At 33.1% G+C, this 21,428-nt stretch carries 21 protein-coding genes and 1 tRNA gene; 18 read left to right on the forward strand and 4 right to left on the reverse strand.

The features are described from left to right. Window positions 1-120: 120 nt before the first annotated feature. A tRNA-Asn gene (locus tag P2G10_RS01670) sits at window positions 121-194 on the forward strand. A gap of 265 nt (window positions 195-459) precedes the next feature. Beyond that, window positions 460-1,674, forward strand: coding sequence for a site-specific integrase (locus P2G10_RS01675; protein ID WP_275314953.1), 1,215 nt, complete (start codon window positions 460-462; stop codon window positions 1,672-1,674). Here the strand turns inward: P2G10_RS01675 and P2G10_RS01680 are convergent. Further along, the gene (locus P2G10_RS01680; protein ID WP_275314954.1) at window positions 1,660-1,869 is read right to left on the reverse strand and encodes a hypothetical protein; all 210 of its coding nucleotides are present in this window, start codon (window positions 1,867-1,869) and stop codon (window positions 1,660-1,662) included. The genes P2G10_RS01675 and P2G10_RS01680 overlap by 15 nt on opposite strands. 345 nt (window positions 1,870-2,214) lie before the next feature. Beyond that, the gene (locus P2G10_RS01685) at window positions 2,215-3,603 is read right to left on the reverse strand and encodes a helix-turn-helix domain-containing protein (protein ID WP_275314955.1); all 1,389 of its coding nucleotides are present in this window, start codon (window positions 3,601-3,603) and stop codon (window positions 2,215-2,217) included. A 361-nt stretch (window positions 3,604-3,964) separates the two neighbouring features. On the opposite strand from P2G10_RS01685, the gene P2G10_RS01690 reads away from it, so the two are divergent. From P2G10_RS01690 to P2G10_RS01720, 7 genes are all read left to right on the forward strand, one after another. Next, the gene (locus P2G10_RS01690; protein ID WP_260584809.1) at window positions 3,965-4,165 is read left to right on the forward strand and encodes a helix-turn-helix transcriptional regulator; all 201 of its coding nucleotides are present in this window, start codon (window positions 3,965-3,967) and stop codon (window positions 4,163-4,165) included. Between the two features lie 7 nt (window positions 4,166-4,172). Then, on the forward strand, window positions 4,173-5,735 hold the full coding sequence (locus tag P2G10_RS01695; protein WP_275314956.1) for a type I restriction-modification system subunit M: 1,563 nt from the start codon (window positions 4,173-4,175) through the stop codon (window positions 5,733-5,735). Beyond that, window positions 5,732-6,979, forward strand: a complete 1,248-nt coding sequence (locus P2G10_RS01700) for a restriction endonuclease subunit S (protein WP_275314957.1) — start codon at window positions 5,732-5,734, stop codon at window positions 6,977-6,979. The genes P2G10_RS01695 and P2G10_RS01700 overlap by 4 nt, the downstream gene beginning before the upstream one ends. A 2-nt stretch (window positions 6,980-6,981) precedes the next feature. Continuing rightward, on the forward strand, window positions 6,982-7,650 hold the full coding sequence (locus P2G10_RS01705) for a DUF3800 domain-containing protein (RefSeq protein WP_275314958.1): 669 nt from the start codon (window positions 6,982-6,984) through the stop codon (window positions 7,648-7,650). Window positions 7,651-7,657: 7 nt separating this feature from the next. Then, window positions 7,658-8,200, forward strand: a complete 543-nt coding sequence (locus P2G10_RS01710) for a hypothetical protein (protein WP_275314959.1) — start codon at window positions 7,658-7,660, stop codon at window positions 8,198-8,200. A gap of 400 nt (window positions 8,201-8,600) precedes the next feature. Further along, the gene (locus P2G10_RS01715; protein WP_275314961.1) at window positions 8,601-11,777 is read left to right on the forward strand and encodes a type I restriction endonuclease subunit R; all 3,177 of its coding nucleotides are present in this window, start codon (window positions 8,601-8,603) and stop codon (window positions 11,775-11,777) included. Beyond that, on the forward strand, window positions 11,770-12,462 hold the full coding sequence (locus P2G10_RS01720; RefSeq protein WP_275314963.1) for a M48 family metallopeptidase: 693 nt from the start codon (window positions 11,770-11,772) through the stop codon (window positions 12,460-12,462). Before P2G10_RS01715 ends, P2G10_RS01720 begins: the two co-directional genes overlap by 8 nt. A 6-nt stretch (window positions 12,463-12,468) precedes the next feature. Here P2G10_RS01720 and P2G10_RS01725 read toward each other — a convergent pair whose 3' ends face one another. Continuing rightward, window positions 12,469-12,630, reverse strand: coding sequence for a hypothetical protein (locus tag P2G10_RS01725; protein ID WP_275314964.1), 162 nt, complete (start codon window positions 12,628-12,630; stop codon window positions 12,469-12,471). A 263-nt stretch (window positions 12,631-12,893) separates the two neighbouring features. Here P2G10_RS01725 and P2G10_RS01730 point away from each other — a divergent pair, with 263 nt between their 5' ends. From P2G10_RS01730 to bioA, 6 genes are all read left to right on the forward strand, one after another. Then, a complete protein-coding gene (locus P2G10_RS01730) occupies window positions 12,894-14,036 on the forward strand; it encodes an aminotransferase class I/II-fold pyridoxal phosphate-dependent enzyme (RefSeq protein WP_275314965.1) in 1,143 nt (380 codons plus the stop codon). A 6-nt stretch (window positions 14,037-14,042) separates the two neighbouring features. After that, window positions 14,043-14,420, forward strand: coding sequence for a putative signal transducing protein (locus P2G10_RS01735; RefSeq protein ID WP_275314966.1), 378 nt, complete (start codon window positions 14,043-14,045; stop codon window positions 14,418-14,420). Then, window positions 14,421-15,038 (forward strand): dethiobiotin synthase, encoded by a 618-nt coding sequence (gene bioD, locus P2G10_RS01740; RefSeq protein ID WP_275314967.1) that lies wholly within the window; start codon window positions 14,421-14,423, stop codon window positions 15,036-15,038. A 51-nt stretch (window positions 15,039-15,089) separates the two neighbouring features. After that, window positions 15,090-15,422: a GIY-YIG nuclease family protein gene (locus P2G10_RS01745; protein ID WP_275314968.1), complete on the forward strand. Its 333-nt coding sequence runs from the start codon at window positions 15,090-15,092 to the stop codon at window positions 15,420-15,422. 111 nt (window positions 15,423-15,533) lie between these two features. Further along, window positions 15,534-15,812, forward strand: coding sequence for a GIY-YIG nuclease family protein (locus tag P2G10_RS01750; protein ID WP_275314969.1), 279 nt, complete (start codon window positions 15,534-15,536; stop codon window positions 15,810-15,812). 172 nt (window positions 15,813-15,984) lie between these two features. Next, complete coding sequence (bioA, locus tag P2G10_RS01755; RefSeq protein WP_275314970.1) at window positions 15,985-17,250, forward strand: adenosylmethionine--8-amino-7-oxononanoate transaminase; 1,266 nt, start codon at window positions 15,985-15,987, stop codon at window positions 17,248-17,250. Here the strand turns inward: bioA and P2G10_RS01760 are convergent. Beyond that, window positions 17,236-17,703: a cytochrome c oxidase assembly factor Coa1 family protein gene (locus P2G10_RS01760; RefSeq protein WP_275314971.1), complete on the reverse strand. Its 468-nt coding sequence runs from the start codon at window positions 17,701-17,703 to the stop codon at window positions 17,236-17,238. The genes bioA and P2G10_RS01760 overlap by 15 nt on opposite strands. Before the next feature lie 66 nt (window positions 17,704-17,769). Between P2G10_RS01760 and P2G10_RS01765 the strand changes: the two genes are divergently transcribed. Genes P2G10_RS01765 through P2G10_RS01775 form a run of 3 tightly spaced genes read left to right on the forward strand, consistent with a single transcriptional unit; the run spans window position 17,770 to window position 20,970 of the window. After that, window positions 17,770-18,912 carry a beta-ketoacyl synthase N-terminal-like domain-containing protein gene (locus P2G10_RS01765; protein ID WP_275314972.1) on the forward strand — a complete coding sequence of 381 codons (1,143 nt, stop codon included), beginning with the start codon at window positions 17,770-17,772 and terminating at the stop codon, window positions 18,910-18,912. 57 nt (window positions 18,913-18,969) lie between these two features. Then, window positions 18,970-19,542 (forward strand): hypothetical protein, encoded by a 573-nt coding sequence (locus tag P2G10_RS01770; RefSeq protein ID WP_275314973.1) that lies wholly within the window; start codon window positions 18,970-18,972, stop codon window positions 19,540-19,542. A 9-nt stretch (window positions 19,543-19,551) separates the two neighbouring features. Continuing rightward, complete coding sequence (locus P2G10_RS01775; RefSeq protein ID WP_218771618.1) at window positions 19,552-20,970, forward strand: flotillin family protein; 1,419 nt, start codon at window positions 19,552-19,554, stop codon at window positions 20,968-20,970. Window positions 20,971-21,428: the final 458 nt, after the last annotated feature.

Here is a 21,428-nt window from a genome sequence, read left to right on the forward strand (position 1 = left end):
GAGCATCTGACTGTTAATCAGAGGGTCTTAGGTTCGAGTCCTAAAGGAGGAGCAAAATAAACGAAGGCATCGTAGCAGCCGATAATTGCTACAACACATATATTTGTTCTACATGAACATTCCTCCTTAGCTCAGTTGGTTAGAGCATCTGACTGTTAATCAGAGGGTCTTAGGTTCGAGTCCTAAAGGAGGAGCAATAAAAAAAGAAGTTCAACAGCAATGTTGGACTTTTTTTTATGCAGTAATGCGGGTCAAACCCTCTACCCAACTGGGCTAAGGGAGGAATAAAAAAAAATCAACATTCTTTGAAAGCATCAAAATTACTGCAAAAAGCAGCTGAATTTTGTGCCCGAAAAGCGGAAGTCATAGGTCAAAAACTTGCACATAACTTGCACGAACCCCTTTTTAGGCCAAAAAGTGCACGTGCATAAAAATGTTTTTAGCGCAACACTAAAAAACATGAGTACTTTAAAACTTACATTAGACAAAAGAAGAAGTTATGCAGACGGACGAATCCCTTTAATATTAAGGCTTACAGCTAATAAAAAAACAACATCGATTCATCTTGGAATTAAGATTTCACCGAACGAATGGGATGAGAAAAAACTACGTGTAAATAAAAAGCATGCAAGTTACTTAGAGCTAAATCTTCATTTAAAGAAGACAATACTGCATTATGAGAAGAAACTTCTAGCTATTTTATCATACAAACCAGACGCAGGTTTAGCCGACATAAAATACGCCCTAACCGTATCGTATGATGTTAATGAAATGCTGTTTTATGATTTTGCCATTGAACAAATTAAAAAACTAAATATTCAAGGTCGCCACGGCAATGCACAATCCTACAAAACCGCTGCCAAAAGTATTATCAACTACAGAAATAAGAAATTAAAATTATCGGATATAAATTATGCATTTGTATTAGAATATGACGCCCATTTATCAGCCTCTGGTGTAAGTGTAAATGGCGCTGCGGTATATATGCGGGCGCTGCGAGCTTTATTAAATCGTGCTGGAAAGCTTGATGTATATAACATGGCACAATACCCGTTTCGAAGCTTTAAAATTAGGTCGCAAAAAACAATATCACGAGCAATACCTTTAGAATCTATTAGAAAAATTGCACAAATTGAACTAGATAAAGATTCTAAACACTTTCATGCTAAAAATATGTTCATGCTGATTTTTGGTCTGATTGGCATTTCTTTCATGGACCTTATACTTCTTAAAAAGAGCAACATTAAAAATGGGCGGGTTATTTATAAAAGACGCAAAACTGGAAAATTATATAGTATTAAATTATCACCAACGGTTCAAGATATTCTAAATCATTACAAAACCACTAACAGTTCCTATTTATTACCTCAATTTGGTTTAGATAATATACCCGAAGCCAAGATAAGACACCGTGTAAACTTGGGACTAAAATCTACAAATAGGTATCTTAAACAACTTGGGTATCAATTGCAATTAGACATACCGCTAACCACTTACGTGGCTCGCTATAGCTGGGCCAACATTGCCAAAGCAAATGGCTACAGTAAAGATTTAATTGCCGAAGCACTGGGCCACAACTACGGTAATGCCGTAACTGGCATTTACCTAGAAAGCTATGGTAACAAAACTATTGACCACGCTAACGAACGATTAATCAATTTAGCTAATAGCTAGCGTCTTGGTTTTATTATGCAACTGTACTGCTTCAAAGATGAGGTTCAACTGACCGTTATCTTTGAGGTACATGTATTCGCTAACCATAGCATCTTCGCTGTAATCTGCGGCTTCCTCGTAATTAACTGATAGGTATGCTGCCATTGCCTCACGTAGTGGCCCTTCGGTAAATAAATATTGATATTCTTCGTTCATAATTATATGATTTTTAAAGTTTTATTATAAATAGAATATACTATCAAAACAAAAAAAGTAAAGCGTTTCTAAAACTTATATCAAAAAAATTATAAAAAAATTTTAGCGAAGCACATCAATACCAATTTTAAAATTGATGCTATTACTTTATAAAAGAAAGGTTACAGATAATATTATTTAAAATCTTCATAGGTAGTGTGTGAAGCACTTTATAAGGAGAGCCCCCTACGCATCATTTAACCTCTTTTTATGAAAATATTCATAACGAATACGTGCTAACAAAAGCCCTTTTGGTACATATAAACTGGTTATTGGCGGCCCGAAAGCCACCATTACCAATATTTTTTATTTATAAATATCGCTGAGGTAAACCAGCATGCTTCTTGGAACCTCAACATTTTTATATCTTTTATTAACATACAAGTTTTCTTTATAAATACGTGTTACATCTTTTATAATATCTTCAACACTGCAATGGCTGTGGTTGATGTGATGCTGAATGCTAACGATGTTTGGTATATCTAAATCCATTCCTAATTCAAAATACAACTGCATTAAAAAATCGGTTACGCTTACCGTATCGTTCCGTTTGATGTACGTTAACACTTCTAGAATGGGCTGCCTTTGCTTGGTGAATGTTTTATTCATAATAACAGCTTCGGCCAACCACTCGGCCACACTTTTTTCTGTAGCTTCCGCAACCTTGGTGGTTGCCGTTTCCGTTGCTACCGTTTCAGTACTAATTTCTTTAACGCTTGCGCTAGTTGGTAGATTATTAGTTTCTAAAATTTCCTCGGTGCTTTTACCAGCAGCTGGTAATACATTTAACGCAAGCCACTCACCTAAAGTTAAACCAGCATCTAAATAAATTTCAAGTTGGTCAACGCTTACACTAGTTGGACTATCTAAACTTTCAATTGGTATATCATAAAAATTAAATGAATAATCTAAATCTAAAAAAGTTTCTAACTGCGAAGCAGTAACTATACTTTCACTATTAATATTATATATTCTATTATTACTATTTTCTTTTTTAATTTTATTATTTATTATCTTATTGTGGCTGCTTTCTGAGCTAACAACGCTTAATTTTGGGCTAGCGTTACCGTTAATTGGTTTAGTAACGCTGGTTTCTGGGCGCAAAGCAGCAGCTACTTTTTTAGCTTCAATAGCTGTAAGCTCTGCAATTGGGTTTCTATTCGTTGTAATTAAAAACTCTCGCCATTTGCTTCTTGGGTTTTTAATAGTTAACCAACCTTGTACTCTTAGCTCTCGTTTAGCGGTTGCAACAGCTTCCTTACCTAACCCAATGCGCTTTAAAATATTTGCATTCGTATCGTAAAATCTTCTATTACTATTGGTGTACGACAAAATATACGTCAGTAAAAATTTAGTACTATATTTTAATTTAGATATCAATAACACTTTATAAAATTTATAAAAATTAGCATTAGTCACATTAGTAGCACATATTTTTAAATGTTTAACCGAAGGTTCACTACGTAAATCTTCAATATAACCAACGTATTGCAATTTTTTAATTGCTGTATCTACTCCGCTCGATGATACTTTTAAAACGCTAGCCATGTACTTGTTGCTAGCAAAGCACTTTTGGTTAAAGCTATGCAATGTAAAAATATACATCGCTACAATTTTTTCTAAATCAGTTAGCCTATTATCCTCGGCTAGAGGGTGAAACAACTTGTAAAATTCAAGCCCTTTTTTCTTTTCCATAATTTTCTTTTTTTTATAATTAATCCATAGCTGCGGTATGGACCACAACTAAAGAACCTTCGGACTATCCGAAGGTGTATTGTTGTTACAACCGAAAAAATCGGCTGTATTTTATGTATAGTTTGTTTGCTGTTCGTGTTCTTTAGAAAATACAGAACACCGCATTGTTGGTAAGGTTACTTACTCAAATATAGCCCTTTTTTTCGGCATTGTCAAGCAAAAAAAACCATAATTACCCAAAAATCAACCAGTTACAATTTTTTATTTTAAAACTTCTAAAAAAGCATTTTTTTATCTGTAAACCAGCTATCGTTTAATGATAGTTTTTAGCTATATTCGGAAAGCAAAAAAAACGAAGTTGATGAATCGCATAAAAGAGGTATTGGTCCAGAAAGGATTAAAACAAATATGGCTCTCTAAAGAACTGGGCAAAAGCTACAATATGGTACTTTCTTATACTACCAACAGACGCCAACCAAGTGTAGAAACCTTGTATAAAATTGCTGATATTTTAAACATTAGCGTAAAAGATTTGCTGATTGACAATAAAAAAACTGCTTAAAAATAAAATGACTGAAAACAAACTAACTTTAGAAACACTCGAATCTTGGCTATGGGATTCAGCAAACATATTACGTGGAAGCATCGATTCCTCAGATTTTAAAAATTACATATTCGGACTCCTATTCTTAAAACGCTCAAACGATGTGTTTTTAGAAGAAGTGGAAGCTATTATACAACGTGAAGGTATTTCTCGTGAAGATGCCGAAGATGAAACCTACTTTCAACTTCCAGAAGAATCACGTTGGGAAACCATTAAAGGGCATACCGAAAATATTGGTATCGCTTTAGACAAAGCCTTTGCCGCCATAGAGCGAGAAAACACCAGTTTAGAAGGTGTAATGACCGCCACCAAGTTTGGTGATAAAGAAAAATTAAGTGATGAGCTATTACAGCGTTTATTACGCCACTTTAACCAACATTCGTTAGCCAATGCGCATTTAGAATCTAACGACCTTTTGGGGGATGCTTACGAATACCTCATCAAACAATTTGCAGATGATGCTGGTAAAAAAGGAGGTGAATTTTATACGCCTCGTGGTGTGGTGCAGCTTATTGTAAACCTTATAAAGCCGCAACCTAAACAAAGTATTTACGACCCTACTTGTGGCTCTGGTGGTATGCTTATAGAATCTGCTCGTTATATAGCACAACAACCTAACGGAAAAGTGGGTAACAATATAAATGTAAGCTTAAACGGACAAGAAAAAAACTTGGGTACGTGGGCCATTGGTAAGTTAAACATGTTGCTGCATAATTTTATGGATGCCGACATACGTAAAGGCGATACCCTAACCGACCCAAAACACCGTAATAAAAATAACGAACTAAAATTGTTTGACCGTGTTATTGCCAACCCACCGTTTTCTATGGATGCTTGGTGGAGCCCAGCAGAAGCTAATATTATTATAAAGCTTGATAAAAACGGAAAAGAGAAAAAAGTAACACCCAACTATAAAAAAGAAGTAAGCGACCCGTACGGACGTTTTCAATACGGAATTGCACCTCGTGGTTATGCCGATTTGGCTTTTATACAACACATGATTGCCGTATTAAAAGAAGACGGAAAAGCGGGCGTGGTTTTACCACACGGAACATTGTTTAGAGGTAGTACCGAAGGTAAAATACGTAAAGCTTTGTTAGAAGCCGATTTGGTTGAAGGTATTATAGGCCTACCATCTGCGCTGTTTTACAATACGGGCATACCAGCTTCTATTTGGTTGATAAACAAAAATAAAACTGAAACCCAAAAAGGAAAAGTAACTATTATTGATGCCAGTAGCGATTTTAAAGAAGGCAAAAACCAAAACGAATTATTACCCGAACATCTTACTAAAATAGTAAACGCCTACGATGCTAATACCGAGGTTGACAAATACATGCGTATTGTTACCCTAGCAGAAATTGCCGAAAACGATTACAACCTAAACATTTCACGTTATATAGATACCAGCGAACCAGAACCGATTATTGATGTACAAGCAGTACAAACTGTTTTAGCTGATTTAGATGTAGAAGAAGCCGAAATTGATGCCAAATTGAACGGATTTTTAAAAGAATTGGGGATATGAGGGAAGAGTGGAAAGAACGTAGGTTAGATGAAGTTTTTGATATAGCTAGAGGTGGTTCACCAAGACCTATAAAAGATTTTATAACTGAATCTGATGATAGTTATAATTGGGTGAAAATTGGAGATACAAAAAACACTGATAAATTCATTTATAGTACAAAACAAAAAATCAGAAAAGAAGGGTTAAAAAAATCATTATTAGTTAAAGAAAATGATTTTATACTTTCAAATTCTATGAGTTTCGGAAAGCCATATATAATGAAAACAGAAGGATGTATTCATGATGGATGGCTATTAATGAGAAGAAAGTCAGAAGAATTATCTATTGATTATATGTATTACCTTTTAAGTTCTGATGTAATAAAAAGTCAATTTAAAAGTAAAGCCGCTGGTTCTACAGTTCAAAACCTTAACATAAAGTTAGTTTCTACAGTAAAAGCATTAATACCTTCTTCAACAGAACAACAAAAAATAGCCGAAATATTAAGCACGGTAGATGCTAAAATAGACCTCATTACCCAACGCATAAGTCAAACCCAAGACTTAAAAAAAGGACTCATGCAACGCCTACTCACCAAAGGCATTGGCCATACCCAGTTTAAAGACTCACCGCTTGGCGAGATACCTAAAAGTTGGGAATATGTTAAATTAAATGAAATATGTAATGAAATATTTTTAGGTTTAACTTCAAAGGTCGATTATGTAGAAAAAGGAGGTTTTCCTTTTATCCGAGCAACTGACATAAATACTGGGAGTTTATCTTTCAAAAATGTTAGATATATTTCCGAAACACAGCATAAAAAATTAACCTCTAGGCGTATAACAAAAAAAGGAGATGTTCTTGTAAGTAAATCCGGAACTTTAGGTACTTGTGCTATTGTAGATGTAGATATTGAGTTTAGTACATATGAAAGTATTATTACAATTCAACCAAAAGCAGAATTACTTTCTAATAAATTTTTATTACAGATTTTACAAGACACTGACGTACAAAAAAGAATGATTGGAGCTAGAGTTGGAGGTATTGTAGGTCATTTAAACTTAATGACGTTTCGGAAACTTGTAATTCCGTTACCTAAGATTAATGAGCAAATTCGTATTTCAGAAATTTTAAGCACGGTAGATAGTAAACTAGATGTTTTACAAAACAAGAAAACCCACTACCAAGACCTTAAAAAAGGCCTTATGCAGCAGTTGTTAACGGGTAAGGTTCGGGTAACTGGTTTAATTAAAGAAGCTGTGTAGTTATGAGTAAAACATTTAATATATATTGTGACGAGAGCACACATTTACAAAATGACGGGATGCCATATATGCTTATTTCTTATGTAAGTTGTGCATATCCACAAATAAAAATACATAAGGATTATATTAAGCAACTAAAAGCGAAACATAAGTTTAAAGGAGAAATAAAATGGTCTGACGTATCAAAATCACAGTATGAGTTTTATGCAGATGTTATCGATTACTTTTTTGCAACCGATTTAATGTTTAGAGCTGTGATTGTCGATAAAAGTAAAATAGACGAAACCAGAGCAGATTATACGCATAACGATTTTTATTTTAGGATGTATTACCAGCTTATATTTCATAAGCTAAATCCAGAATATACCTATAACATGTATCTGGATATAAAAGACACCTGTAGTCAAGAGAAATTGGTAAGGTTACAAGATATCTTAAATTCGAATAACAATATACGGACCATTCAGTTTATTAAGTCGTACGAAAGTTTTTTAATGCAAATGGCTGATTTAATTATGGGTGCTATTAATTATCATATTAGAGGTCTTAATAAAGTAACGGCAAAAAATAAACTGATTGAGAAAATAGAAGCGCATACAAATATTTCATTAAAAAAATCAACGCCAAAGAAAAACAATAAGTTTAACCTGTTTTATATCGATTTAAAGTAAGTAAGATATGCCATTTAATTTAATAAAAAAGTATCCACACTTACTTGAAATCATGCATTTAGATGAATATGCAAGAACAAAATCATTGCGCTTAATTTTTGACAGAGATATTCAAGATAACGAGAAACTTGCATTTCAAACTAAAATTATTAGACCAGTAAAAAAAGATGGTCAAGCATCTTTTGATACGGTTTTTAATCATTTAATAAAAGAAGACGTTGAGGAAGTTGATGAAGCTACAGGGAAAAAGTTTAAAAGACGAATTTTTGAAAAGGACCGAGCCCAACGTTTACATTGGGTGAAATTTCATTTAGAACTAAAGAAAAAAACGAATGTAGAAGTGTTTAGTACCAAGGAAAGGGATACTAAAAAGCGTAAAGATGTATTTAGAACATACATCTATGACACAGAGCAAGAGTATATAGTGGTTTTAGAGCCTCAAAATTCGGGGTTAGATTATTATTTATTGTCGGCTTATCACTTAAATAAAGATTGGGCACCAAAAAATATGAGAAAAAAAATGAAGAGGAAATTATCAACAGTCTTGTAAAAAACCGCAAGGCTCGGTACATATCTTGATGTATCGAGCCTCGAAACACTATCCTCCTAATATGGTAGGGTGTGCGATGCAAATATATGAACAAAAAAAAGTAATAAACAAGTTTTTAACAAAAAAACAACAAAGCATTACTTTTTTATATTCGTTAACACACTGTTAGATAAAAGTTTTTAAGGGTGGTGCTACTGTTTGGATATATATCGGACAAAAAGCAATAAATAATAAGGTAATGTCCGATAAAATGTCCGATAAATATAATTCAAAACAACAATAATGCTTTATATCAGTCTGGTTTTAACCAAAGTGCAACGAAAAGAAAGCAACATATTTTATCCCCCAAAAAGCAATAAATAGTTAATAAGTGGTCAATAAACGGTCGAAAAAGAAAAAAATGAGTCAATCACCAGAATACCTACATAGCGAGTTGCCAGCCATACAACTATTACAACAATTAGGCTACCAGTATTACGATGCCAGCAAACAAGATGAGCGTGAAGATATTACCGAAGTAGTTTTAAAAAACAGGTTATTGGCAGCTATTAAGCGCATTAATCCGTGGATAAACGAGAACAACCTTAACAAAGCATTTTTAGAGCTTACCACCGTAAACGGTGCTTCGCTCATGGAAATAAACCAAAAAATTTGGGAGTTGTTACGTGGTGGCGATTATGTTGTAAAACAAGTGATTGATGGTGATGAGGTGTTTAAACCCGTACATTTTATAGATTACAACAATCCAACAAACAACGATTTTTTGGTGGTAAACCAGATGAAATACCACGGTAAATACCAGAACTCTATTCCAGATTTGGTGATTTACTTAAATGGGCTGCCAATTTCAGTGATAGAATGTAAATCGCCCACAGCTCAAAACGCATGGGATAAAGCTTTTAGTGATTTAGAGTATTACCAGAAAAATTCAGAAAAACTATTTCATTTCAATCAAATAAACGCTGGTCTTTGGGATGTTGGCGGTAAGTATGGCGCTATCAATGCACCTCAGCAATTTTATTCGGTATTTAAAACATCAAAAGACGATACCGAAATTATAGCGCAAGCCAAACGTGAACAAGATAAATTGTTACTAGCATTATTTAAAAAAGAACGACTGCTAGATATTATCAGACATTTTGTATTGTTTGAATTAGATGAAGGACGTACCATTAAAAAGCTACCAAGATACCAACAAGTAAGAGCTACCAATAAAACTATAGAACGCTTACAAGCGGGTGAAGGTGGTGTTGTTTGGCATACACAAGGAAGCGGTAAGAGTTTAACGATGGCCTATGTAACTCGTAAACTGCAAGCGCAAGAATTCGGATTTAACAATCCAACCGTTATGGTTATGACCGACCGTAAAGATTTGGACCGACAAATAACCACAACTTTTAGAAATGTTGGTTTAAAAAACGTAAACCAAGCCAGTTCTGTAGTGCATTTAGATAAATTACTACGCAACGATTACGGTGGTATCATAACTACCACTTTACAAAAATTTCAAGAAACCGATAAAGAAGCCACAGCAACCAGCGACCAAACCGAACTGGAAGAACGTGGTAATTTGCTTATTGAAAAACACTTGAAAGATAAGAAGCTCATTAAAATTATTAAAGAGTTTCAAAAAGGAAAGTGGGTTGAAATAGAACGCCAAGAAATTGAACTAGAAGAATTATCTAAAAAAGAAAATTTATACATTTTAGTAGATGAAGCCCACCGAAGTCATTACGGATTTTTAGCTTCGTTTATGCGTACCGTATTGCCAAACGCAAAGTTTGTAGCATTTACGGGTACACCAATATCTAAAGAAGATAAATCTACGCTTGGTGAGTTTTACGGTGGCGAGTATATAGATGTTTATACTATTACCGAAGCCGTTGCCGATGGTGCAACTGTAGAATTATTTTATGATGAGGGTATTGCCAAGTTAGATGTTAAAAAAGAAGCATTAGACAAAGAATTCGAAGAAAAGTTTGGTGATGTACATGAAGATAAAAAAGACAAGCTAAAAAAAGAAGCACTACGCAAATACCAATTATCTGCCGAGCGCATCAACGCCATTGGTAAACACATGGTAAACCATTACACCAATAAAATTTATCCAGATGGCCACAAGGCTATGATAGTTTGTAGTGGTCGTGAAGCAGCTATAAAATACCAGCAAGTATTACACAAATTAAAAGAGGAAGGTTTACATAATTTCGAATCTAAAGTAGTAGTAAGTATCGGCTCACCTAAAAGCGATGCTATTGCAAAAGAATACTACGAAACTTTAGAATGGAACAAAAACAATCCAGACAATAAAAAACCAGTTTGGGTTGTACCACCAGAAGGCATTAAAGATGCAACCGATAATTTTAAATTACCATTTGGTAATGAAAATGATACCGAAAAATCGGGAAAGAAACAATACGACAATACTGCTTTTATTATTGTTAGTGATATGTTACTTACGGGTTGGGATGCACCAATTACATCGTGTTTATATTTAGATAAACCACTAAAAGAACATAATTTATTACAAGCCATTGCACGTGTAAACCGTTCTAAAGAAGGGAAAAGTGCTGGTTTTATTGTAGATTATAATGGTATTACGGCCTACTTAGTGCAAGCGTTGGAAATATTTTCGGGCGATATTCGTCCAGACGATATTTTAAAGAACCTCAACGAAGAATTACCTCAGCTAGCCATGAATCACACCAAATTAGTAGATTTCTTCAAACCAATGAAAATTGATAGAAACTACAAGCGTGATGACTATATAGATGCTGCAATTCGTTTCATAGAGCCAATCAATAAACGTGACGATTTTAAAGCGCTTTTAAAAGACTTTAACAAGTCGATTAACATTGTGTTACCAAACACAAAAGCCATGAAATACCAAGGTGATTTTAAGCTATATAACGAAATAAAATTACGAGCTAAAAATGCGTTTCCAGATGATGATGAGCTAAAAATTAGCAAAGACGAAAGTAAAATGCTACAAGGCATGATTGACACCCATTTAAAAGCCGAAGGTGTTGAAAATTTACTAGAAGAACCAATTTCTATTATTGATAAAGAAAAGTTTAAGGAAGAAATTATGAACGCATCACCAGCTACCAAAGAGCTGAAAATGCGAAATAATTTAAAGCATACTATTAAAGTTGGGATGGATAAAAATCCCGATTTTTATAAGCCACTAGCACAGCGTTTAGATGAATTATTAAAGATGAAAAAAGACGAGCGTATTACGCAAACGGAATTTCTTATAGCAATGACATCAATGCAAGATGAAATTATTGAGGAACAAACCGAAGGCGAAGCCAAAGGATTTCATACAGAACAACAAAGAGCGGTTTATAATTCAATGAAAGTATTGTTTGATGAAGATGCCGAAGATGCGACAAAAACATTGTTCGATTTAATTAAAGGTGAATTGGATATTGTAGGCTGGCAAGCTAAAGGTAGAGTACAAAAAGATATTGAAAATAAAATTATGCGTTTTCTAAAAACAAAATTAGAGCGCAACGAAGCAAAGACAAAAGCCAAAGAAATGGTGGACGTATTAATAAAAAATAAAGATGCCTAGCGTTACCTACGGACATAAAACCATTGATTACACTGTACTGGAAAAAGAACAGCTAAAATCGCATTATATAACCGTAGAAAAAGCTGCTGGTGTTGTGTTGAAAGGTAAATTGATACCAGAAACTACTGCCGAGCAATTAATTCTAAAAAAAGCCAAGTGGATTCTTGATAAATTAGAACTGGTCAGCTCAATTGGTGATGAAGATATAGTAACTGGTTCCAGAATTCAATACCTAGGTCGTAAGTATTATGTTGAGTTAATAATTAAAGAAGACGTTGAGGTAATTACGATAGATTTTACGGAATCGAAGTTTAAAGTATATCTACCTCAACATTTAAACAACCAGCAAGCTATTAAAAAAGCATTCAATGATTTTTTAATTGTCAAAGCCAAAGAAAAAATAGCACCAAGAGTAAGAAAATGGTCTAAAAAAACGGGATTGGAGTTTAACGAGCTGAAATTTAGGCAGCTCGAAAAACGCTGGGGAAGCTGTACAGCTACCAATAATATTATTATAAATGTTGATGCTATTAAATTGCCGTATTCGTTAATTGATTATCTTATTGTACATGAATTGGTACATACCAAAGTAAAAAGTCACTCGAAGGAATTTTGGGCGGAACTATCAAAGTACATTCACAACTGGAAAGAATTGGACGAACGCATGTATGGAATGAAATTGTAAAGCAATTCAAGACAACAAACGTATTTTCTCTTTTATTACTTCAATTTCTTTTCGGTATTGCAATACTCTTATATCATTTTGAAGCTTCTGCCTTTTGGCAGAATCGTCAGTCATTCGTAATTCGGTATTTTTTAAATTTATTTTATCGTTGAGGTTTTGAGCAGTCATAATTTCTTTTATTATAAATATTACGTAGTAGCTAGAACTGCTATAAAATGATATCTTTGTTCTTATAATTAGAAAATTTGAAAATCAGCTAAAAACTTGCATATAACTTGCACGTGATTTCATCAAAACGCTGTAACGTCTTATTTTACTCACCTTTTGCATGGTGCGCCTTCTGACTGTTAATCAGAGGGTCTTAGGTTCGAGTCCTAAAGGAGGAGCAAAAAAGGCTTACATTCGTGTAAGTCTTTTTGTATTTTTACACTATGCTATTTCCTAAAAAACTTATCCAAAAAATATCATCACGTAAAGAAGATACTTCTCTCAGGTCACTTGGTACTGGAACTCATTTAATAGATTTCTCTTCAAATGATTACTTAGGCTACGCTAAATCTGGTTTAATTTTCGATAAAACGCACCAATTTTTAATTGATAAAAACATAAAGAAAAACGGGGCAACAGGTTCTCGTTTACTTTCCGGAAATCACAAACTATATATTAGCGTTGAAAAAAAAATCACTGAATTCCATAATACGGAGGCTGCTTTAATTTTCAATTCTGGCTACGATGCCAATATTGGTTTCTTTTCATCTGTACCTCAACGCGGCGATATTATTTTATATGATGAATTTATTCATGCTTCTATTCGCGATGGTGTTCAATTATCAAACGCAAAAAGCTATAAGTTTAAGCATAATGATATAGGTAATTTAGAGAACAAAATACTATCTGTTAGAACCGAATCTAAAAACCAAGAATCTGAAATTTATGTGATAACCGAATCTGTTTTCTCTATGGATGGCGACTCGCCTGATTTAATTGCCATAGTTGAAACTTGTAAAAAACACAACGTTTATTTAATTGTAGATGAAGCACACGCTGTTGGTGTATTTAAAAATGGACTTGTTGAAAAACTGAATTTAGAAAATGATGTTTTTGCTAGAATTATAACTTTCGGTAAAGCATTAGGTTGTCACGGGGCCGTAATTTTAGGGAGCGGTGAACTGAAACAATACTTAATTAATTTTGCTAGAAGTTTTATTTATACTACAGGCTTACCGCCACATTCATTGGCAACCGTACATTGTGTTTACGAGGAGCTTGAGAGTTCTAACGGAATAGAGAACTCAAAAGTATTACATCAAAATATTCAGCATTTTATATCAGAAACAAAACGACTTAATTTAAAGTTTATAAATAGTGACTCTGCAATTCATTGCTGCATAATACCTAGTAATGAAAAAGTAAAATATGTAGCTAAACAGCTTAAAGAAAAAGGATTCGAGGTAAAGCCAATTTTATCTCCCACAGTAACAAAAGGAGAAGAAAGATTACGTTTCTGTTTACATGCTTATAATTCTAGGCTAGAAATCACCAATGTTTTAGAACATCTTGCTATTTTTGTTTAAAAACTTATGAGAGACAACTATACTATTTTAACTGTTTTTGAATATTCTACTGAAGCTCATCTTGTTAAATCTAAATTAGACTCAGATAACATCAGAACTTTATTGATGGATGAAAAGACGATTGATTCTGATCCTTTAATAAGTCAAGCAATAGGCGGAGTAAAACTATTAGTACATAATGATGATTTAGAAAAAGCACTAATAATTTACAATGAAATTAGAGTATATAAAAAAGATAAAAACGGAAACACTATTCACTGTGCAAACTGCAATTCTTCTAAAATACTAGTTGCTCCACCACAACGAAAAAGCTTTTTTTATATGTTGTTTCCTTTTTTTGAAAGCAGAAAATTAATTTGTAATGATTGTAAAACAATCTTTTAAATGAAAAAATATTTTATCACAGGAATTTCTACTGAAGTAGGAAAAACTATAGCATCAGCTATTATAACTGAGGCACTAGAAGCTGATTATTGGAAACCAATACAAGCAGGTGAATTAGACAATTCTGATTCACATAAAATTGAACAACTAATTTCTAACTCTACAACTATAATTCATCCAAACTCTTATGCATTAAACACCCCTATGAGTCCGCATGCAGCTGCAGAAATAGACGGAATTACTGTTGAATTATCAAAAATAACAGCTCCTAAAACTGATAACAATTTAGTTATAGAAGGCGCTGGCGGATTATTAGTTCCGTTAAATAATTCGGATACCATTTTAGATATTATCAAACCCGATTATAAAGTAATTATTGTTTCTCGTCATTATTTAGGGAGCATTAACCATACTTTATTAACAGTGAATCTATTAAAAGAAAAAGGTTTTGATATTGCGATTATTTTCTCTGGAAATGAACATAAAACAACAGAAGAAATCATCAAAAATATGACGAACGTTTCTGTAATCGGGCGCATAGATGAGGAACCTTATTTTGATAAAAATGTAGTTAGAGAATACGCTGAGCTTTTTAAAGAAAAGCTATTGAATTTATAAATTTCAGAATAAACTTATTTCAATATCATGCGATGCTGAAATAAATTCAGCATGACGAAACATATAATAAACGAGACAAAAACACCAACGCAACGTCACCCTGAACTTGTTTCAGGGTCGCATAATACAATGAAACAAAGTTATATTTACATATTAGCGAATAAATATCGAACTACATTTTATATTGGAGTTACAGTAAATTTATCTAAAAGAATCATTGAACATAAAGAAAGCGTAGCATCAAAATTCACTAAAAAATATAACGTTATTGATTTAATTTATTTCGAAGAATTTACGGACATAAATAAAGCAATAGTAAGAGAGAAGCAGTTAAAAAACTGGCATAAAGAATTGAATCCTACTTTAAAAACATTAGATTATTAACTACTTTTGATGTGATGCTGAAATAAATTCAGCATGACGAAACATATAATAAATTAGACACAAATACCAACGTAACGTCACCCTGAACTTGTTTCAGGGTCACATAATACAATGAAACAAAGTTATATTTACATATTAGCGAATAAATATCGAACTACATTTTATATTGGAGTTACAGTAAATTTATCTAAAAGAATCATTGAACATAAAGAAAGCGTAGCATCAAAATTCACTAAAAAATATAACGTTATTGATTTAATTTATTTCGAAGAATTTACGGACATAAATAAAGCAATAGTAAGAGAGAAGCAGTTAAAAAACTGGTATAAAGAATGGAAACTTAATTTAATTAAAGAATTGAATCCTACTTTAAAAAAATTAGATTATTAACTACTTTTGATGCGATGCTGAAACAAGTTCAGCATGACAAAACATATAATAAATTAGACATAAATACCAACATAACGTCACCCTGAACTTGTTTCAGGGTCGTATAATAAAAAGAAATATACTTGCTAATTTAGTATTAAACTTATTATCAGTATAACGAAAAAATAAAAGTATGACACTTCAAGAAAGAGATAAAAAACATTTGTGGCATCCATTAAAACAACACCAAACACATCCAGATAGTTTAGGAATTGTAAAAGCCAAAGGATGTATTTTAACTGATGAAAATGGCAATGAATATATCGATGCTATTTCATCTTGGTATACTTGTATGTTTGGGCATTGTAACGATTTTATTACGAGTCGTGTTTACCAACAAATGCAAACATTAGATCAAATAATGTTTAGTGATTTTACACACGAACCTGCTGTTAAATTATCCGAAGAACTGATTAAAATTCTTCCTGATAATCAAAATAGAATTTTCTTTAACGATAACGGATCAACAGCTGTAGAAGCGGCTATTAAAATGGCATTGCAATACTATTTTAATAAAGGCGAAAAACGAACTACTTTCATTGCTTTTGAAGATGGTTTTCATGGTGATACTTTCGGTGCTATGTCGGTTTCTGGCTTATCAGCTTACAACGGGCCGTTTGAAGATTTTTTAATGGATATTGAGCGTATTCCTGTTCCGAACGGGAAAAATAATCAAGAAATTTTAAATCAGTTAGAAAAAATCGTTGCTAAAAATAATATTGCTGGCTTTATTTACGAACCTTTAGTGCAAGGTGCTGCCGGAATGAAAATTCATGAAGCAGAAGATTTAAACGAGATTTTAAATTTTTGCAAAGAAAATAATATTTTAATGATTGCTGATGAAGTGATGACTGGCTTCGGAAAGACAGGAAATCATTTTGCTTCGGATGAAGTTGCTACAAAACCAGATATTATTTGTTTAAGTAAAGCTTTAACTGCTGGTTTAGTGCCAATGGCAATTACCTCTTGTACTCAAGAAATTTATAGTACTTTTTTAAGCAATGATATTGCAAAAGGTTTTTTTCATTGCCACACCTATTCAGCAAATCCTATTGCTTGTAGCGCTGCTTTGGCTAGTATCGAATTACTACAAACTGTAGAGATTCAAGAAAGCATTCAAACTATTATAACTTCTCACAAAACGTTTGAAGAACGCATTAAAAAGCATCCAAAAGTAACCACTACACGTACTAAAGGTGTAATTTTAGCAATCGATTTAAAAACCAATGCGAATCGTTACGGTACTTTACGAGACCAATTATTAAAACACTTTATGAATGACGGCGTGTTTTTACGTCCGTTAGGAAATACCATTTATATTCAACCGCCTTATGTAATTACAAAAGAGCAGTTACAAAAAGTATACACCACTATCGAAAAGGTTTTAGATATCTTCTAAAACCTTTTCTTTAACTAATAAATTTATTTCTTTTTGTGTTTCTTTAATACGCACATATAAATCTTCATAAATCCATTCGCCATTAGTTCTTATTCCTCGAATAATTAATGTTCCTTTTCCGCTTGGTCCCGAAATCGGAATTGAGAAATCAACATCTCCTTCATCATTATTTATTGATATATTTCCTGATGGAATTCCGTATTTTTCAATTGGTTCTCCTAAATAACGAAGTACTTCTTTATTCTTAGAAGCTTGTTCTATAGCATACTCTACAGGCGTAGCATTTGTAATCATTTCTGATATACCAAAAAACGCAGCGCCAATACCAAAAACAAATAATAAAATAAGTCCGATACATCCGCAGCCACAACCACCAACAGGCACTACCCAACCCCAATTTCTACCAAACCAACTTTTTTGTTCTTGCACTTCCATTTGTTCTCTTTTTTTCACAATATAAATATTTATTTATTTCGTAATGCTTGATTTTACCATTATTTTTGTGAAAACTTTAATACGTTGAAAGAACCAATTTCTATTACCTCTTTTGCTTCCGTTTCTGCTTTAGGAAGTACTCCTGAGCAAATTTGGGAAAACTATTTAAATACAAAACATTTCTTAACGCTAAGAGAAAATGTTTGGACAGGTAGCTTGAATCAACAAGATAAACTTGCTATTACAGCAATAAGAAATTCAGATAATAAATATAAAAACTTAGACGATTCGGTTATATACACTTTATATGTAGCAAGAAAGGCTATTGAAAAAACAAATTGGAATTCTGAAGATAACTTCGGAATTAATATTGGTTCGTCGAGAGGAGCAACTTCTTTATTTGAGAAATATCACAAAGAATTTTTAGAAACCGGTAAATCTTCAACCTTAAGTTCGCCAACCACTACATTAGGAAATATTTCTTCTTGGATTGCCCATGATTTACAAAGTAACGGACCTGAAATTTCGCATTCAATAACCTGCTCTACAGGATTGCACTCTTTGTTAAACGGCGTTGCTTGGTTACAATCAGGCATGTCAGAAAAATTTATGATTGGTGCTAGTGAAGCTTCTTTAACTAATTTTACGATTGCCCAAATGCAAGCGTTAAAAGTGTACTCGAAAGAAACCGATGAATATCCCTGTAAAGCTTTTGATTTAGAAAAGAAACGAAACACGATGGTTTTAGGAGAAGCTGCAGCCGTTTTTTGTTTAGAAAAAGGAGTTCAAGAAAATGCAGTTGCACTTATTAAAGGTGTAGGTTATGCTACAGAAGTTTTAAAACACAATACTTCGGTTACCGCAAATGCAGATTGTTTTCAGAAATCTATGAAAATGGCTTTAGGTACAATTTCTCCTGATGAAATTGATGTTATTGTAATGCACGCACCAGGAACTATAAAAGGAGATTCATCAGAAATTAACGCCATCCAAAAAGTTTTTAGTAACAAAACACCTTTCTTAACTACTAATAAGTGGAAAGTCGGGCATACTTTCGGTACTTCTGGCTTACTTAGTTTAGAATTAGCCGTCTTTATATTGCAATATCAAAAAGCAATTGAAGTTCCGTTTGCAAAAAAACAAAATCAACCAAAAAAAATAACTAAAGTATTAGTAAATGCAGTTGGTTTTGGCGGGAATGCCGTTTCTGTTTTATTGACGAAATAATAGTGCTTCTTTCAGTCAATTTATTTACTTTTAGTAACTTATTAAAATAATTGCTTTATGATGGAATGGTTTAATGAATTAACTTCTTTTCAGAAAATGTATTGGGTTGTTACAATTGCTTCAACCATAATATTTTTATTTGTTCTTATAAGTACTTTTGTGGGAGCTGATACTGATGATATAGGTGATGTTGATGCTGAAATAGATGCCGATACTGGTGCCGGATTTCAATTTTTCACCTTTAAAAACATGGTTGCTTTTTTCACCATTTTTGGATGGAGCGGAATTGCAAGTATCGATGCAGGAAACTCAAAAGGTATTACCTTATTTATTTCTATTTTCTGTGGATTATTAATGATGACAGCAATGGCTGCGTTATTTTACTACATCAGTAAATTAACTTCTAGCGGAACTTTAAAAATGGAAAACGCGCTAAACGCAATTGGCGAAGTGTATTTAACCGTAGGAGCTAAAAAATCTAAAATAGGAAAAGTACATGTTAAAGTACAAAACTCGTTAAGAGAATTAGAGGCACTTACAAATTGCGATACAGATTTAACACAGGGAACTGTGATAAAAGTAATTGAAGTAACACCAAACGGATTATTAATCATTGAACCTCAAAAATAAAAATTGACTATGCTAAAAGGAACATTATTACAAATTGATGGGTTTGCAGGACCTATCGGAATCATTATTGCGATTCTATTTATTTTTATCTTATTTATCACTCTAATTAAACGCTATAAAAGATGTCCTTCGGATAGAATTTTAGTAGTTTATGGTAAAGTTGGTGGTGGCCAATCGGCAAAATGTATTCATGGTGGAGCCGCATTTATTTTTCCGGTAATTCAAGATTATCAATTTTTAGATTTAACACCTATTTCGATAGAAGTAAATTTAGTAAACGCACTTTCTAAACAAAATATTCGTGTAAATGTACCAAGTAGATTTACAATTGGAGTTTCTACAGAGCCAGGAATTATGCAGAATGCTGCAGAAAGATTGTTAGGTTTAGATCAAGATAGTATTCAAGATTTGGCGCAAGAAATTATTTTTGGTCAGTTACGTTTAGTTGTTGCTTCTATGGATATAGAAGAAATTAACAATGATAGAGATAAGTTTTTAACCAATATTTCTCAGTCTGTAGAAACAGAATTAAAGAAAGTAGGATTAAAATTAATCAACGTAAATATTACAGATATTGTTGATGAATCTGGCTATATTGAAGCTTTAGGTAAAGAAGCCGCTGCACATGCAATTAACGCCGCTCGTAAATCTGTTGCCGAAAAAACAAGAGATGGTTCTATTGGTGAAGCAAATGCTGTACAAGACGAAAGAAGTCAGGTAGCTGCTGCAAATGCAAAAGCTGTAGAAGGAGAAAACACAGCAAAGATTGCCGTAGCTAATTCAGATTCTTTACGTAGACAGCGTGAAGCAGAAGCAGAACGTACCGCAATTGCATCAGAAAAAGTACAAACAGCAAACGCATTAAAAGAATCGTATGCTGCAGAGCAAGATGCAGAAGTTGCTAGGGCAGAAAGAGAACGCTCTTCTCAATTAGCAGATATTATTGTGCCTGCCGAAATTGATAAAAGAAAAGTTGAAATTGATGCGGAAGCAAAAGCTGAAAATATTAGAAGAATTGCAAAAGGTGAAGCCGATGCCATTTTATTTAAAGCACAAGCGGAAGCACAAGGTTTGTATGAAGTTTTAACAAAGCAAGCAGCTGGTTTAGATCAGGTTGTAAAAGCAGCTGGTAATAGCTCTAAAGACGCCGTTTTACTTTTAATTGCTGATAAATTACCAGAACTGGTTAAAACACAAGCCGAAGCTATTAAAAATATTAAGATTGATAAAATTACTGTTTGGGAAAACGGTGGCGGAAAAGACGGTAAATCATCAACGTCTAACTTTATTTCTGGAATGTACAAAGCAGTACCACCTTTACAAGAAATGTTTAATATGGCTGGTATGGAATTGCCTGAGTATTTAAAAGGTAAAGAATTACCGACTACAAATATTGAAGAAGCTAAAGAAGATAATTCGCCTTCTTAAACTTTAAAATAACAAGTATAAAATTCCGCTTTCATAGCGGAATTTTTGTTTTTAGCAATTCTTTACTTTCTACGGATAAAAATAGTTAATAAATAACTGTTTTGATTCAGAACTCGATACAAGCGCGTCATTCTGAATTTATTTCAGAATCGCATCTTTACAACAAACAGTGTTGACTCATTATGAGAACCTAAAACAAGTTCAGGTTGACTTAGATATTATTATCAAAACACGATCTATTAATTGTCTGTTCGAGCGGAGTCGAGAACTCGTTAAGCTTAAAACAATCTCGACTCCGCTAAATTTGACAATAAAGAATGGAGGTTAACTATTAAGACATAGAAATTACTCTCTCTTTACAAACAAGTTTAGCCCTGATAGAGCGGTTTGTTTGAGCTCTTTTTTATTTTTTAAAAAAAAGCGAGTAGCGAAAGCAGGAAATAGCTTCTAAAAAGAAA

Origin of the sequence: Tenacibaculum bernardetii (genome assembly GCF_029125915.1) — a bacterium.
GTDB classification, from domain to species: Bacteria; Bacteroidota; Bacteroidia; order Flavobacteriales; family Flavobacteriaceae; genus Polaribacter; species Polaribacter bernardetii.